Origin of the sequence: Actinoallomurus liliacearum (assembly GCF_039542035.1) — a bacterium.
In the GTDB taxonomy this organism is placed as follows: Bacteria; Actinomycetota; Actinomycetes; order Streptosporangiales; family Streptosporangiaceae; genus Actinoallomurus; species Actinoallomurus liliacearum.
On sequence record NZ_BAABHJ010000039.1, the window covers coordinates 21,208 to 37,336 of the forward strand.

Annotated in this window: 12 protein-coding genes; 5 read left to right on the plus strand and 7 right to left on the minus strand. The window is 70.6% G+C overall.

All coding sequences use genetic code 11. The features are described from left to right. Positions 1-1,527 (minus strand): alpha-L-arabinofuranosidase B, encoded by a 1,527-nt coding sequence (locus ABD978_RS37635; protein WP_345365336.1) that lies wholly within the window; start codon positions 1,525-1,527, stop codon positions 1-3. Between the two features lie 229 nt (positions 1,528-1,756). After that, entirely contained in the window at positions 1,757-3,349 is a 1,593-nt protein-coding gene (locus tag ABD978_RS37640) for a purple acid phosphatase family protein (protein ID WP_345365338.1), read from the minus strand. A gap of 294 nt (positions 3,350-3,643) precedes the next feature. Here ABD978_RS37640 and ABD978_RS37645 point away from each other — a divergent pair, with 294 nt between their 5' ends. The 3 genes from ABD978_RS37645 to ABD978_RS37655 all read left to right on the plus strand — a co-directional run bounded on the left by ABD978_RS37645 (position 3,644) and on the right by ABD978_RS37655 (position 7,212). Continuing rightward, positions 3,644-6,373 (plus strand): SpoIIE family protein phosphatase, encoded by a 2,730-nt coding sequence (locus ABD978_RS37645; protein WP_345365340.1) that lies wholly within the window; start codon positions 3,644-3,646, stop codon positions 6,371-6,373. Positions 6,374-6,463: 90 nt separating this feature from the next. Further along, positions 6,464-6,787 carry a pyridoxamine 5'-phosphate oxidase family protein gene (locus ABD978_RS37650; RefSeq protein ID WP_345365342.1) on the plus strand — a complete coding sequence of 108 codons (324 nt, stop codon included), beginning with the start codon at positions 6,464-6,466 and terminating at the stop codon, positions 6,785-6,787. After that, on the plus strand, positions 6,742-7,212 hold the full coding sequence (locus ABD978_RS37655) for a TetR-like C-terminal domain-containing protein (protein WP_345365344.1): 471 nt from the start codon (positions 6,742-6,744) through the stop codon (positions 7,210-7,212). The genes ABD978_RS37650 and ABD978_RS37655 overlap by 46 nt, the downstream gene beginning before the upstream one ends. Before the next feature lie 19 nt (positions 7,213-7,231). Here the strand turns inward: ABD978_RS37655 and ABD978_RS37660 are convergent, their stop codons facing one another. The 3 genes from ABD978_RS37660 to ABD978_RS37670 form a co-directional block, all read right to left on the minus strand. Next, entirely contained in the window at positions 7,232-7,774 is a 543-nt protein-coding gene (locus tag ABD978_RS37660; RefSeq protein ID WP_345365346.1) for an EF-hand domain-containing protein, read from the minus strand. Between the two features lie 241 nt (positions 7,775-8,015). Further along, positions 8,016-9,419, minus strand: a complete 1,404-nt coding sequence (locus ABD978_RS37665) for an MFS transporter (protein ID WP_345365348.1) — start codon at positions 9,417-9,419, stop codon at positions 8,016-8,018. A gap of 129 nt (positions 9,420-9,548) precedes the next feature. Further along, positions 9,549-10,925, minus strand: coding sequence for a tryptophanase (locus ABD978_RS37670; protein ID WP_345365350.1), 1,377 nt, complete (start codon positions 10,923-10,925; stop codon positions 9,549-9,551). Positions 10,926-11,221: 296 nt separating this feature from the next. Here ABD978_RS37670 and ABD978_RS37675 point away from each other — a divergent pair, with 296 nt between their 5' ends. After that, positions 11,222-11,872, plus strand: a complete 651-nt coding sequence (locus ABD978_RS37675) for a DUF6461 domain-containing protein (protein WP_345365352.1) — start codon at positions 11,222-11,224, stop codon at positions 11,870-11,872. Here the strand turns inward: ABD978_RS37675 and ABD978_RS37680 are convergent. Together ABD978_RS37680 and ABD978_RS37685 are read right to left on the minus strand one after the other, a co-directional pair. Then, a complete protein-coding gene (locus tag ABD978_RS37680; protein WP_345365354.1) occupies positions 11,842-13,491 on the minus strand; it encodes an ABC transporter ATP-binding protein in 1,650 nt (549 codons plus the stop codon). The genes ABD978_RS37675 and ABD978_RS37680 overlap by 31 nt on opposite strands. A 409-nt stretch (positions 13,492-13,900) precedes the next feature. Then, the gene (locus tag ABD978_RS37685; RefSeq protein ID WP_345365356.1) at positions 13,901-14,917 is read right to left on the minus strand and encodes a zinc-dependent alcohol dehydrogenase family protein; all 1,017 of its coding nucleotides are present in this window, start codon (positions 14,915-14,917) and stop codon (positions 13,901-13,903) included. Between the two features lie 277 nt (positions 14,918-15,194). Here ABD978_RS37685 and ABD978_RS37690 point away from each other — a divergent pair, with 277 nt between their 5' ends. After that, complete coding sequence (locus tag ABD978_RS37690) at positions 15,195-16,079, plus strand: helix-turn-helix transcriptional regulator (RefSeq protein ID WP_345365358.1); 885 nt, start codon at positions 15,195-15,197, stop codon at positions 16,077-16,079. The last annotated feature ends 50 nt before the right edge of the window (positions 16,080-16,129 follow it).

Sequence of the window (16,129 nt, forward strand, 5' to 3'; positions counted from 1 at the left end):
CTATGCCCAGGGCTGGTCGACGACCCAGCTCACGTCGTCGGCCCAGGAGGTGGCGCTGTCGAAGGAGTTCGAGCCGCCGTCGCTGGCGATGTAGACGGTGTTGTCGTAGTGGCGGATGAACCGGTCCGGGTAGTTGTAGGAGGCCAGTGAGGTGCCCTGGCCGCTCTTGCCGGTCTGCGGGCAGAAGGTGGCGTCCGCGGCGAACAGCGTGCTGCCGTCATTGGTCTGCCGGTACAGATGGAAGTTCTGGTGCCGCAGGTAGTCGCCGGGATAGTTCTTCGACTCGAACGACACGCAGGAGCTGTTGGCCAGACCGTTGTGCACGATCCACGTGGCGTCGTTCTTGTCGAGCGACGAACTGGAGGAGTTGATCACCGAGGTGACGGCCTGGTCGTTCTGGTGCCGGATGTAGCGGTCGGTGCAGCAGGCCGTCGTCGCGCGCAGCGAGATCGACGATCCGGGGGTGAGCGTTCCGCCGGTGCCGCCGCCGGTCGACGTCGAGTACCCGGCGGAGGTGATGTTGGCCTGGACGGAGTTCTCGGTGGCGTCCGAGGGGTAGCCGGAGGTCATCACGCCTTCGTAGAAGGTGCCGGCCGAGCCCTTACTGTTGTCGCCGCCGATGCCGAGGATGATGGCCCCTTCCTTGTGCATCGGGTTGTAGCCCGAGACGTTGGGCCGCACCCCGTTGTAGAAGGTGGACAGGCCACCCGACTGCGCGTTGCCGCCGCGGATGGACCAGTGGTTCGGCTCGCCCTTGACAATGGCGGTCAGGTACCGGTAGTTCACGGTCGGGTCGTTCGCGTTGTAGTGCTGATTGACGCCGGAGAACAGGCCGTTCTCCAGGTCCGCCATGACCCACGGGCCGTTGCCCGCGCCATAACCCCAGACCTTGATGTTCCCGAAATAGACGGCCTCCATGTGGCCGTTTCCGGTGTCGTTGCTGCTCGTTTCGGCGTTGCCGTAGTCGAAGCAGCAGCCGCCGTTGTAATGGGTGCCGTCGAAGATGGCGTACATCCCCTCCGGCTGGTCTCCGGTCGCGATCCCACTGGTGTGGTTGTTGCGGTATCCGGTGCCGGGGGCGACGTAGACGCCGTAGGCCTTGTGGCCGCCCACCGTGGTGGGCGCGGCGGTCGCGACCGCGAGGTTGTCGGGGCCGCCCGCGGCACCGCCACCGGGGGCCTGGGTGAGGTTGTTGCCCCGGCCGGACTGGTCGTAGATGACGGTGATCAGGCAGGTGGTGCCGGAGCAGAAGGAGTCCTGGGTCGCCGCGTTCGCGTATCCACCGGCGCTGAGCACGCCGATGTCGCGGGTGGTGTTGTCCGAGGAACGGCGTACCTGGTACAGCGGGCCGTTGTAGGAGGCGTACAGGGCGCGGGTCGTGCTGTGCGCCGCCACGCACGGCGTGCCGCCCGCAGCGTAAATGTCACACGGCAGTGAGGTCGCGGCGTTCGAGGGAGTGGAGACGCCGGCCAGCAGGCCGGCGGCGAGCGCGCTCGCCGCGCCCACCGACATCAGTCTTTTTCGCACACGGCGAAGCCGGGACAGGAAATTCATGGCGGGCCTCTCGTCCTATTGTTCGGCATATCGAACAATGTTCGAAAGTGGTCGCCTGGACGTTAAGACGCCCGTTCCGGACTGTCAACGACCTTTCATCGATTACCTGACAGACGAATTACGGCCGGGCCGATCGGTGCGCTGACACCGACCGGCCCGGCCGTAATGCGACATGACGAGCGGGGACGTCGCCCCGTGGCCGTCAGTCCCGGTGCCCGCCGCGGGACTTGCGGAGCACGAAACGGTCCAGTTCCTGGTAGTCGGCGGAGCCCAGGTCGGCGCCGTAGTGCGTGACGGTGATCTGGGTGTTCCCGCCCGGGGCGTGCGGCTCGAAGTCGAACGAGGCGAAGCCGTACGGCCGCTGCAGGTCGCGGTACGCGGACCAGGGAGCGGGCTCGGTGGTGAGCTTGGACGCGCGCTGGGTCGTCGGGTCGCCGGGACCCACGTCGTAGATCACCACGCCGTCGTGCGGGGAGTCGAACGCCGACCACGGCGTCGCGGACGAGTGCCCGCCCCCGCCGATGATCATGTGCACCGCGCCCTTGGTGGTGTCGATGACGGAGGCGTCGTCGGCCTGCGGCGCCGGCGTGAGCAGCGAGCTGCCCGGCAGCACCCCCTTGACCGGGAACGTCCGCTCGAAGTGGTGCTCGTGCCCGGCGACGACGAGGTCCACGCCGTACTTGTCGAAGAGCGGCAGGAACTCCTGGCGGATCCCCAGGTCGGCGCCGTTGAAGTGCGCGGAGGACATCGCCACCTGGTGCATGCAGACGATGATCCAGTCGATGGCCGGGTCCTCGCTCGCCGCGCGGAGCGTCCGCTCCAGCCAGGCCTTCTGCGCGCCGTGGCTGTATCCGCGGATGTAGGGGTCGTACCCCTTCGCCTTGTAACCGGGGACGTTGTCGCGTCGGTACGCGCTGAACGCGCCGTCCTGCAGGCACACGTCGTCGTTGTTGATGGAGATCACCCGGATCGGGCCCACCGTGAAGGCGTACCAGTTGCCGGCGAACTCCCGCGATCCGTTGCCCGGGAGCGTGAAGCGGGTCTGGTACGACAGGTAGCCCTCAGGGCCGTTGCCGACCTCGTTCTCGTGGTTGCCCGCGCAGGGCATCCAGGGGCGGTTGCGCGCCGAGCGCTGGTTGTTGTTGAAGAAGGACTGCCACGTCTGTACCGGCGCGTCACTGACGTTCGCGTAGCACAGGTCGCCGTTGAGCAGGTGGAACAGCGGGTCGAGCCGTTCCACGGCGTCGACGATGTAGCCGGCGTTCGGCGTCGCGGGCCCGAGCCCCTTGCCGACCTTGGCGGGAACCGCCTGGTCGCCGAAGCTGGTGAACCGGAAGCCCTTGGACCGGCCGTGCGGCGCCGTGCGGAACGACCCGCTGAGCGGCTCCGCGCCGCGGTGCGCCACGTGGTACTCGTAGCGGGTGTCGGCGGCGAGCCGGGGCAGGACGGCGTGGTACGTGAAGACGGTCTCCCCGGTGAGGGCCTCGGTGTAGACCCGTTCCTCGGCCGGGATCTCCGAACCGAGGCCGTGACCCCGCCTGCCGAGCCGGACGACCGGACGGCGGACCCGCTGCGGCGCGGCCCAGGACACCGCCATCTCGTGGGCGGCGTCCGCGCCGAACTGCAGGTGCAACTGTTCCGGTGCGGGCGCTCCGGCCTGGTCCGGGGTGGTCACCAGGGCCGCGGCGCTGCCCGCCCGGCCCAGGACAGGCCCGGCGACGGCCAGCCCGCCCAGTCCGCGCAGGACCTGTCGCCTGGCGACCCGGTTGGGTGACTCGTTCGGGGACTCGGCCATCAGGTACTCCTTGTCGATCGATACCGGGGAGCACGATCGCCGGTGCCGGTGATGGATGAGTGAACCGATCATCTCGGCCACATGAACAGTGTGCCGTTCTCGTGGCGACGGCCGCCGGGAGACACATCATTCGCCCGCGATCAGGCGATGACCCCGCCCGCGGCTTGTGGCAATGGCCAGGCGGGGGCGTTTGGGCGCTCATCGTGGTGTTATGAATGGGACATGAAGGCAGCTTTCCGGCATCTCCGGAAGCCTTCCCGTCAGTTGTCCGCCGGACGCCCGCGCGATCGCCGGGTGTCTCTACTGAGCCTGCGCAGCGTCGCCGGGCAGGTGTTCCTTCTGCAGGTCGTGATCGTGGTCCTGCTGGTGGCGGCCGCGGTGGCGATGGAGGTGTATCAGGCGGCGCATGACGCTCTGCGGCAGGGGCGTCGGGAGTCGGTCGTCGCCGCCGAGGCGTTCGCCAACGCCCCCGGGGTGGCGCAGGCGCTGCGCGGACCGAACCCGACGGCGGTGCTGCAGCCGCGTGCCGAAGCGGCCCGCAAGAGGTCGGGCGTCCACTTCATCGTCGTGATGAACACCCACGGCATCCGCTACACATACCCCTATCCGAGCGAGATAGGGAAGCACTTCGTCGGCACCATCGAACCGGCGCTGCACGGCCACACCACCATCGAGAATCGGGCGGGCGGGCCGCCCACCCCCGCGGGCGGCGGAATGTTCGTCCAGGCCGTGGTGCCGGTGTTCGACGAGCACGGCGCGGTGGTGGGGATGGTGTCCGCCGGGAAGACGATCCAGGGCGTGACGAGCCAGTGGGTTTCGGACTTGCCGATCACCGTGGGCAGCGGAGTGGCGGCGCTGGCGCTGGCCGCGGCCGGGACGGCGCTGGTGTCCCGGCGGCTGCGACGGCAGACGCACGGTGTGGGCCCGGCGGAGATGACGCGGATGTACGAGCATCACGACGCGGTCCTGCACGCGGTGCGGGAGGGAGTGCTGATCACCGGCGCGGGTGGGCGGTTGGTGCTGGCCAACGACGAGGCGCAGCGGTTGCTGGGCCTGTCGGCGGACGCACAGGGGCGGGATGTACGGGAGCTGGGGCTGCCGGAGGACATGACGCGGGTGCTGATGTCCGGTGAGGCGGTGACCGACGAGGTTCATCTGGCGCAGGACCGGTTGCTGGCGGTGAACAAGCGGCCGACGTTCCCGGGCAGGGCGCAGACGGGCAGCGTGGTGACGTTGCGGGACACCACGGAACTGGCCGCGGTGTCGGGGCGGGCCCAGGCGACGCGGGAGCGGTTGAAGCTGCTCTATGAGGCGGGGGTACGGATCGGAACGACGCTGGACGTGGTCCGTGAGGCGCGGGAACTGGCCGAAGTGGCCGTTGCGGGGTTCGCCGACGTGGTCATGGTGGACCTGATCGACGCGACGTTGCGCGGGGAGGAGCCGGCGGCGGGGCGATGGCGGCTGCGGCGTGTGGCGATCGGCGGTGATCAGCGGATCAAGCCGCTGTGGCCGGTGGGCGAGCAGGTGTGGTTCTCACCGGCGGCGCCGCAGAACCGGGCGCTGGAGCGCGGGTACGGCCTGCTGCAGGCGGACCTGCGGCAGGCCCGGGCATGGCGGGAAGAGGCTCCCGAGCGCGCCGGCGAAGCGCTGGAGCAGGGGTTGCGCTCGCTGGTGGCCGTGCCGTTGCAGGCGCGGGGTGTCCCGCTGGGCGTGGCCAGCTTCTACCGGGTCCGGGAGACCCCGGAGTTCGACAACGAGGACCTGCTGCTGGCGGAGGAGCTGACCGCGCGGGCGGCGGTCGCCATCGACAACGCGCGGCGCTTCACCCGGGAGCACGCCATGGCGGTCACGCTGCAGCGGAGTCTGCTGCCGCGTCGGCAGCCGGAGCAGGACGCGCTGGAGGTGGCCTGGCGGTACCTGCCCGCCGAGGCGGGGGTGGGCGGGGACTGGTTCGACCTGATCCCGCTGCCGGGAGCACGCGTGGCCCTGGTGATGGGCGACGTCATCGGCCACGGGATGCACGCCGCGGTGACGATGGGACGGCTGCGCACCGCCGCCCACAACTTCGCCACGCTGGACCTGCCGGTGGAGGAGGTCCTGTGGCACCTGGACGAACTGGTCGCCTGTATGGACGGGGAGGAGCACACCGGCCCGAACCCCGAAGGCCACAGCGGGAACGAGGTGATCGGAGCCACCTGCCTGTACGGGATCTATGACCCGGTGGCGGGCACCTTCACGCTCGCCCGCGCCGGACACCCCGGCCCGGCGGTGGTGTACCAGGACGGAACAGTCACCTATCCGGATGTACCGGCCTCGCCTCCGCTCGGACTCGGCGGCTACCCCTTCGAGACCACCGAGCTGCACCTGCCGGAGGGCTCACGACTGGTGCTGTACACCGACGGGCTCATCGAGGACCGCACCCGCGACATCGACACCGGGCTGGAGCAACTGCGCCGCACGCTGCGGCACAGCGACGGACGCACCCCCGAACAGATCTGTCAGGCGGTGATCGACTCCGTCGCGCCGGCCCATCCCGCCGATGACATCGCGCTGCTGGTGGCGCGTACGCGGCTGGTCCCACGCTCACACGTGGCCGAGTGGGACGTTCCGGTCGACGCGGCGGCGGTCCCCTCGGTACGGGCCGCGTGCGCTGCGAAGGTACGGGAGTGGGGCCTGGAGGAGATCGCCTTCACCACCGAACTCATCCTCAGCGAACTGGTCACGAACGCGATCCGATACGGAGCATCGCCGATCAAGGTGCGGCTGCTCTACGGGCGCTCCCTGACCTGTGAGGTCTCCGACGGCAGCAGCACCTCACCACGACTCCGGCGCGCCGCCACCACCGACGAAGGCGGGCGGGGCCTGTTCCTCGTGGCGCAGCTCGCCGAACGCTGGGGAACCCGCTACACGACCAACGGCAAGGTCATCTGGGCCGACCAGGCCCTCGAGGGCCGCGAGCCCACCACCGAGGGCGGAACACTGGCCGACGTCCTGCTCGAGCAGTTCGACGCCGCCTCCTTCTGAACGCCCATGATCCTGAGCCGCTCGGTCCGTATGCCCGAGTTTGCCGCGTTTCGCCGCGAGACCCGAAGCGATTCCGGGAGACTGATCGTGATGACGACCATCGACGCGGAGCTCGCCGCGACCATCGCCGCGTACCGGACCTGCGAGTTCACCACCCTGGGCCGGGACGGCACCCCGCTGACCTGGCCGACCGCCGCCTGGCGGTACGACGACGGGACGTTCCTGGTCACGACCTCGCTGGCGTTCGCGCAGAAGGCGCTCAACGTACGCCGCGACGGGCGCGTGGCCCTGCTGTTCTCCGACCCGACGGGCAGCGGGCGCCCCGACGCGCCGCAGGTCTTCGTCTCAGGGTCAGGGTCGGCGTCGCCATGCAGACCATCTACCGGTGGTGGAAGACCAAGACCGACGTCCTGATGGACGCCCCGCTGGAGGACGCGTCCGAGGACCTGGCCCCGCCCGATTCCGGCGATCTCGCCGTCGACCTGCGGGACCATCTGCGCCGGCTGGCGTGGTTCCTCGGCGAGTCCGACCCCGGCGCCGTCTTCAGGGCCCTCATCGCCCAGGCGCAGCAGGATCCGGCGTTCGCCCGGGATTTCCGGTCCAGGTACCTCGACGCGCAACGCCGCCGCGACCGCATGCCGTTGGAGCGGGCCGTGGACAGGGGCCGGCTTCCCGCCGGCCTCGACCTGACGGCCGGGACGGATCGGCTCGTGGGTCCGCTCTACTACCGCGTGCTGGTCACCGGCGAGCCCGTCGGCCACGACTTCACCGACGGGCTCGTCGACGCGTTCCTCCACCGGCACGGCCTGGCCGGTGCGGCGCGCCCGTCTCACGGGTAGCGCGCCTCTTCGGCGGCGGTCAGCCGATCGGGAGCTCGAAGCGTCCGAACACCCAGGTGCCGGGCGCCTCCGGGTCGTCGCCGGCCCAGAAGTCCGTCCACAGCCGGACGAACTCCTCCCTGGAGAGGTGGCCGTCACCGTTCAGGTCGAGGAGAGGGAAGATCGCGTCGGTGTCGGTCGGGCGGCCGTTCCACGCCTCGATGAGCCGGTTGTACTCCTCAGCGGAGACACGCCCGTCCCCGTCCTCGTCGACGGCCTCGAACATCGCCTCGGCGGTGCCGGTGACCGCGTCGGGCATGGCGCCGAGCCGATCGACGACCGACAGGACCTCATCGAGCGTGACCTTCCCCTCGCGCCCGTCGCCGGGACGGGCCGCCGCGAGCAGGGTGTCCCACCAGCCCATCATGATCGAGCTCAGCCGGGCATGGTCGTCGGTGCCGCGAATCGCGATCCAGCGGTCGGCCAGCGCCGCGAAGTCGCCCTCCCGGAGGAAACCGTCGCCGTCGGTGTCCATCGCCTCGAACACTCCGGCGATCTTTCTCCGCTGGAACTCGCTCGCCATCTGCTCGTCCTTCCGGTACGTCCGGTGTTGGGGTGAAGGCCAGCTTCATGATGGTGAGTGACGGTCCGTGCGCCAATCGCCACGTGGTGCGACATTGATCCCATCGAGTAACCGAAGCGTCACCCAAGGTGGGGTGGGCGTCACGCCGCACAGACGTCCGCCCCGCCTCGACGCGGCGCGTCGAGGCGGGGCGGACGGAGGAACGTCCGGAGGCGGGGCCGCGGCAGGGGAGACGCGGCTCTTACCGTGCGCGGGGGAGGGCCTGGACCAGGGCCGCGACCAGCGCGTCCAGGACGATCAGCAGGATCAGGCCGGCGGCGAAGGCGTGCGGGAAGGTGCCGAGCGCGCCGTAGAAGACCACGCCGATCAGGGCCACCCCGATCGCGCCGCCGGCCTGCTGGGCGGTGCTCAGCACGCCGGACGCGGCGGCGGCGTGCGCGGGCTCGACCCCGCCCAGCACCAGCGCGGGCAGCGGCGCCATGACCAGGCCCATCCCGGCGCCCGCGACCACCAGGCCGGGGATGACCCAGCCGACGGCGCCGTGCTCGCCGAGTTCGGAGGCGGTCAGCGCGAGCACCACGTACCCGAGCGCCATGCCCAGCGCGCCGACGGCGATGACCTGACGTCCGAGCCTCGCGGCGACCGCGGCGGCGCGCGTGGAGGACAGGAAGTAGCCGAGGCCCAGCGGGAGGAAGATCAGCCCGGACTCCAGGGCGGACAGTCCGCGTCCCTGCTGCAGGTAGAGGGCCAGGACCAGGAAGAACGAGCCCATCGTCATCGCGTGCAGCAGGCTGACGGTCGCGCCGACGGTGAACGAGCGGTTCCGGAACAGCGCCGGGGCCACCAGGGGCGCGGCGGCCCGCCGCTGGTACAGGGCGAACGCCGTCAGCAGGACGGCCGCCGCTCCCAGGCACTCCCACGTCCACATCGGCCAGCCCTGCTCGCGGCCCTGCACCAGGGGGAAGACGATCGCGACCAGGCCGAGCGAGACGAGCACGGTGCCGGCCAGGTCCAGCCGGGCGCCGGCGGCGGAGCGGGACTCGGGCACCAGGCGCGGGACCAGCGCGAGCGCGGCCACGCCCACCGGCACGTTGATCAGGAAGATGGTGCGCCAGCCGAGACCGGCGATGTCCGTCTTGATCAGGATGCCGCCGATGAGCTGCCCGAACACGCCGCCGAAGCCCATCGCGACGCCGTAGGCGTTGAACGCCTTGGCCCGGTGCTCGCCGGTGTAGACGGTGTTGATGATCGCCAGGACCTGGGGCATCAGCAGCGCCGCGCCCAGCCCCTGCGCGACCCGCGCGCCGATGAGGAACCCGGCGGTCGGGGCCTCCCCGCAGGCCGCCGAGGCCAGCGTGAACGCGGCGAGCCCGATCGCGAACATCCGCCGCCGCCCGTACAGGTCACCGAGCCGCCCGGCGGTGATCAGCCCGGCCGCCAGCGCCACCCCGAAGCCCGCGACGAGGAACTGGACCTGCGACGGAGTCGCGTTCAGGTCCCGTTGGGTGGCCGGGATCGCCACGTTGACGATGAAGAAGTCGAGAGTGGTAATGAAGACCCCGGTGAGGAGGACCAGCAGGGTCCCCCAGCCGGGGGCGGCCGTCACCCGGACGGGGGCCGCTGCGGGCGCCTTGATGGCGGTCATGTCGTCGTCTCCTGCTCTGTTCGGCGGCTGCGAGATCGAGATTGCCGCCTGGGCCCGCACCGTGGCGATTACGTGAGAGGTCATGAAACGGCCGCGCCCCTCGAATCGTCCTTCGCCGAGCCGGGCGCCCTACTCGGTGACCGGCTCCAGCCGCGCGTTGAAGTGCCGCAGGATCGGCGGCGACTCGACGACGCGGTAGCCCGGCACGAGCGTGGCCTGCTTGGCCACCATGCCGATGACCTCCGCGACGTACTCCAGGTGGCTCTGGGTGTACGTCCGGCGGGGGAGCGCCAGCCGGACCAGCTCGAACGGGGCGAGGGTCGCCGCCTCGCCCTCGGCGCCCTCCTTGCCGAGCATCAGCGTGCCGAGCTCGACGGTCCGGATGCCGCCCTCCAGGTACAGCGCGCAGGCCAGCGCGTGACCGGGGAAGCGCTCCGGCGGGATGTGCGGCAGCAGGCGTCCCGCGTTGAGGTAGACGGCGTGCAGGCCGGGCGGCTGCACGGTGTCGACACCGGCCGCGTTCACGAGTTCGGCCAGGTGGGCGGCCGAAGCCTCGCGCGAGCGGAGATAGTACGGGTCCGTCACCTCCACGAGCCCCTGGGCCAGCATCTCCAGGTCCCGGCCCGCCAGGCCGCCGTACGTGCGGAAGCCCTCGGTCGCGGTCAGCATCACCTCGCACCGCTGTGCCAGGTCGCCGTCGCGCATCGCGAGCAGGCCGCCGATGTGGGCGATCCCGTCCTTCTTGAGGCTCGCCAGGCACCCGTCGGCGAGGCGGAACGCGGCCTTGGCCACGTCGCGGGGGTCGGTATTGGCGTACTCGGGGTCACGCTGGGTGACCAGCCAGGCGTTCTCGGCGAAGCGCCCGGCGTCGAGGAAGAACGGCACGCCGTGCCGCCGGCACAGCTCGGACGCCGCTTCCAGGTTGGCCATGGAGACCGGCTGGCCGCCGCCTCCGTTGTTCGTGATCGTCATGATGACCAGGCCGACCCGGCCGGCGTCCGGGCCGGTCAGCGCGGCCTCCAGGGCCGCCAGATCGATGTTCCCCTTGAACGGCTCGTGGCTGTCGAGGTCCGCGGCCTCCGGGCAGGGCAGGTCCCGGGCTTCGCACCCGATCAGTTCGGAGTTCGCCCTCGTCGTGTCAAAATGCGTGTTACTGAGCGTTATTTGGCCTGGTTTGAGCAGCGTGGCGAACAGGATCCGTTCGGCGGCGCGTCCTTGGTGCACCGGGTAGATGTGCTCATAGGAGGTCAGATCCTCGACCACCTCGCGAAAGCGATGGAAGGATCGCGCTCCGGCGTACGACTCGTCCCCGATCGCCGCGGCCGCCTGCTGGGCGGCGGAGAGCGCTCCGGTGCCCGAATCGGTCAGCAGGTCGATGGTGACCTCGTCGGCGCGCAGTCCGAAAAGGTTGTACCCGGCGCGCGCCAGGGCCTGCGCGCGTTGGGTGCGGGTGGTCACCGGGATCGGTTCGACGACCTTGATCCGGTAGGGCTCCATGAGCGGCATTCGCGGGGACTCCTTGCGTCATGCGGCGCGCCGGCCGGTGGCGGGCGCGGTCGGTGGAACGGCCGATCCGCGGTCGGTGCCGAGGTGGGGGTCGGCAGGTCCGAAACCGGGGCTGTCGACTGGCCGACAGATGGATTATGGCGCGTTCCATGCCGATTTGGGCGTATCAAAATCAGAATTAATGGTGAACCGGATGTAGCTCGACGGTCGTCCCGCCGTTTCGCCCTGCCATGGGCCCGGCCGGGAGGACGCGCTGCCCTCGCCGCAGGGCGCCGCACACCTATGATCCTGATTTCGTGTCAACGAACTTCGGACGGTCGAAGGCCGTCGCAGCCGACTACGCGTGGATCGGCGCCGATGAGGACGGCGGCCTGTTCTCGGCGTACTGCCTGACCCTCGTACGCGGCATCACGCCACAGGAGTTCATGGACCGGCTCGGTGCGCGGATCATGTTCGAGGCCCTGGAACTCGCCGATGAGTTCATCGACCTCTCGTTCCAGTACTGGGACGAGCCGCACTACGGCGACGTCCAGTTCATCGGCGCCACGACGGTGGCCGGGGACGGCGGCGACTGGACCCTGGCGCTGGAGGTGAACGGCCACCTGGGCGTGACTCCCTCGACCATGGGCCCGGTCTCGGCGGGGACCCGGCTCGTCTCGCACCGCTACAACGGCGGCAACGGCGTCGGCGACTTCTCCTGGATCGAGGACGGCGACGTCCGGCTGGAGTTCGAGCCGCTGTTCGCCCGTAACCGGGAGGGCGGCACCCCGGACGCCCTCCTCGAGGACATGAGGCAGATCGGGTTCGACCTGGAGGAGGATCGTGAGGAGACCGGCCCGACCACGACGGCCGCCTTCGCGCTGGCCGAGCGGCTCACCGGAGTCCGCGTGACCGAGGCCCTGCTCGACGACGCGGTCTACCTGTGCGGCACGGCCGCCGTTCGCTGAAGGCCTCCCGTGTTCTCGGGCGTCCCGCCGATGACGATGACCTTGTCGGCCTCCGGCGCCAGGTGCAGGTCGTGGGTGATGAGGATGGTCGTACGGCCGGCCATCAGCCGCCGTAGCGGCTCCAGCACCCGGCGGGCCGTCGGCGCGTCCAGGCCGGTGGTCGGCTCGTCGAGGATCAGCACCGGACTGTCGCGGAGCATCGCCCGCGCGATGGCGATCCGCTGCCGCTGCCCGCCGGACAGCAGACGGCCCCGCTGCCCGACGGGCGTGTCGTACCCCTGGGGCAGCGCCGCGATGAAGTCGTGCGCCTCGGCGGACCGCGCCGCGGCGACGATCTGCTCGTCGGTGGCGTCCGGCCTGCCGTACGCGATGTTGTCGCGTACGGTGCCGGGGAACAGCATGGTCTCCTGCTGCATCAGCGTCACCGTGTCCCGCAGGGTCGCCAGCGACAGTTCGCGGATGTCGACGCCGTCGAGGCGGATCCGTCCGAACCGCGGGTCGTAGAACCGCAGCAGCAGCTTGGTGATGGTCGACTTGCCCGAACCGCTCGGCCCCGTCAGCAGCACGAGCTCCTCGGGCCCGGCGCGGAACGACAGGTTCTCGATCGCGGGCCGGTCCTTGCCGGGGTAGGAGAACGTGACGTTGTCGAACGCCACCCGTCCCCGTCGCGCGGTCCGCGTACGGGCCGCCGGACGGTTGGCCACCGCGGGCGGGGTCTCCATGAGTTCGACGATCCGCTCGGCGCTCGCGGTCGCCTCCGAGGCCGTCAGGGTGACCTGCCCCAGACTCTGGATCGGGGGGTACAGGTAGCCGAGGTAGGCGGCGAAGGACAGCAGGCCGCCCAGGGTGACGCGGTCGTTCGTGAGCTCCCAGGCGCCGAGGCCGAGCACGACGAGGACGCACACCGTCTCGATGACCTGGACGAGCGGCTCGTACAGCGCGGCCAGGCGTGTCTCGGCCATCTTGGCCTCCAGCCACGACAGGCCCTCCCGGTGCAGCCGCCGCTGCTCGGCCCGCTGCCGGTTGTACGCCTGGACGAGCGCCTGATTCGACAGGCTCTCCTCGACCACGCTCGTCAGCGCGCCGTCGCTCTCCCGCTCCTGGACGGCGGCGTCCCGGAACCGCGCGGTGAAGTTCCGCATCGCGAGCCAGAACAGCGGGGCGACGGCGAACGACACGAGCGCCAGGTCCCACCGCACGGACAGCGCCGCGCCCGCGAAGAAGACCGCGCCGACCGCCGCCGTGACCGCACTGATCACGCCGGAGGCGGCGAACTGCTCGATCGCCTCGATGTCCCCGGTGAGCCGGATCATGAGATCACCGAGGTCGCGGTTGTCGAGGAAGTCGGGAGACAGCCGCTGGACGTGGGCGAACACCGCGTCGCGCAGCCGGAGCAGGAACCGCTCTCCGACCAGGGTGGTGAGGTAGCTCCCGCCGAAGGTCGCGACGCCCGACAGGACCGTGACCCCCAGCCACATCAAGGCCGGTGTCCAGAAGGCGTGCAGGTTCTTGGCGGCCAGGACCCGGTCGGTGATGTCACCGAACAGCCGGATCGCGACGACCTCACAGGCCGTGGAGAGGATGAGGAGGAGCGCGCCGGCCACGAGCCATCGGCGCATTCCGCGGGTGTACGGCCAGAAACGGCGGAACGCCTCCCGCGATGAAATTCCGGAAGACCCCTCTTTCGCGGGCGAGCGATGCATGACCACCAATTCCTCGGGCCGGTGAAGAGGGGAGCCGACGGGCCTATGAGGCCCGTCGGCTCCCCTCTTCGGCTGGTCAGCGCTGGCCGGCCGGCTTGGGCAGCGGCTTGGTGGTCTTGCCGTGGTGCTTGCGCGGCGGCTTCGGAGCGGGCTTCTTCTTCGGGGGAATCGGGGCGATCTTACGGAAGCTCATTGCCGTATCCTTCCTTCGTCATCCTCGCCGTTCGGCGCTGACAGGAAAGACGTTAGAAGGCCCGGCTGAAAGCCCGCCAAGACGAACGTGAAAGGCGATTGAGATCTCTCTGAGATCGCTTAAGGCGCCGGTTCAGGGCCGCAGCAGGGCCTTGATGGCTCGGCGCTCGTCCATCGCGGCGTACGCCTCGGCCACCTTCTCCAGCGGCAGGGTCAGGTCGAAGACCTCGCCCGGCTCGATGCGGTGCTCCCAGACCCGCTCGAGGAGGTCGGGCAGGTAGGCCCGTGCCGGGGCCGGGCCACCGCGCAGGCCGACGTTCTTCCAGAACATGTGCTCTTGCGGGATGTCGGTGATGTGGGGGACGCCGACCCAGCCGACCATGCCGCCGGGGCGGGCGGAGCGGAGCGCCTGCGCCACGGACTCGTCGGTGCCGACGCATTCGAGGACGGAGTCGGCGCCGACGCCGCCGGTGAGCTCCTTGACCGCCTCGACACCGGCGTCACCGCGCTCGGCGACGACGTCCGTGGCGCCGAACCGGCGGGCGACCGCCTGCCGGTCCGCGTGGCGGCTCATCGCGATGATCCGTTCCGCGCCGAGCTCACGTGCCGCGAGCACACCGCAGAGGCCGACCGCGCCGTCGCCGACCACGACGACGGTGCCGCCGGGCCGCACGTCCGCGCAGACCGCGGCGTGCCAGCCGGTGCACATCACGTCGGAGAGGGCCAGGATGCCGGGCACCAGGTCGTCGGCCGGCCGCTCCGGGGTGGCGAGCAGGGTGCCGTCGGCGTTCTGGACGCGGATGAGCTCGGCCTGGCAGCCGTCGTAACCGGTGCGGTTCCGGCAGTTGGCGTGCGCGCCGGCCCGGCAGAGCGGGCAGGTGTTGTCGCTGGTGAGGAAGCCGCCGACGACGAACTGGCCGGGCCGGACCGACGTCACCGCGGAGCCGACCTCCTCGACGACGCCGACGTACTCGTGGCCGATGGGCGTGGGCTGCGGCACCTCGTTGATGCCGCGGTACCGCCACAGGTCCGAGCCGCACACACAGGTCGCGACCGTGCGGACGATCGCGTCGGTGGGCTCGATGATCGTCGGGTCGGGGCGCTCCTCGAAACGGATGTCGCCGGGGCCGTGAATGATCGTGCCGCGCATGGGCAACTCCTGTCTGGCTAATCGGGGGGAACAGATCGTACGAGGCCGGATGGTCGGGGTCAGCGGCCGATCATGCGCATCTGGGCCTCGTTCTCTTCCTTGGTCTGCTCGCTGCCGTCGTGCGCCGCTCGCCCGCCGCAGGGCGGCCGGGACGGCCCGGGCCGCCGACGCGGCCCATCTCCAGGAAACGGCCTTTTGCCAGGTGGCGGCAGTGCCTGTCGTTCCAGGTAATGCCAGTACCTGCTTCGCCGAGCGGCCGTGCGCATACCGTGGGGGCATGGACGATCGCGCCGAGATCAAGGAGTTCCTCGCCTCCCGCCGGGCCCGTGTCACCCCCGAGCAGGCGGGCCTGCCCGCCTACGGCGGCAACCGCCGGGTGAAGGGGCTGCGCCGGGAGGAGGTCGCGATGCTGGCCGGCGTCTCGGTCGACTACTACGTGCGGCTCGAGCGCGGCAACCTGTCCGGCGCCTCCGACGGCGTCCTGGACGGCGTCGCCCGCGCCCTGCAACTCGACGACGCCGAACGCGAGCACCTCTTCGATCTCGCTCGGCGCGCTCCCGCGTCCGCCGCGACCCGCCGCAAGGCCCCTGCCCGGCGGCTACGGCCCGCGCTCCAGCACATGCTGGACGCCATCGGCGACGCGCCCGCCTGGATCCGCAACGACCACCACGACGTGCTGGCCACCAACCGCCTGGCCCGTGCCCTGTACGCGCCGATCCTGGCCGATCCCCGCCGCCCCGCCAACACCGCCCGCTTCATCTACCTCGACCCCGCCGCCCGCGAGTTCTTCACCGACTGGGACAAGGCCGCCGACGACATCGCGGCCATCCTCCGCGCCGACGCCGGACGTAACCCCTACGACAAGACCCTCACCGATCTCATCGGGGAACTGTCCACCCGAAGCGAGGTCTTCCGGCGACGCTGGGCCGACCACAACGTCCGGTACCACCGCACCGGCGTCAAGAGGATCCACCACCCGGCCGTCGGCGACCTCGAACTCCACTTCGAGGCCATGACCCTGACCTCCGAACCGGGCCTCACCCTGATCATCTACACCGCGACCCCCGACACTCCCAGCGCCGACAACCTCCGCCTCCTGGCCACCTGGGCCGCCACCCAGGATCAGCCCGACCCCGCGATCCACGACGACCACCATCACTGATCGCGGCGCCCCGCAGTCCGTCATGGTGCCGGAGACCAGGCGAGGCGGCC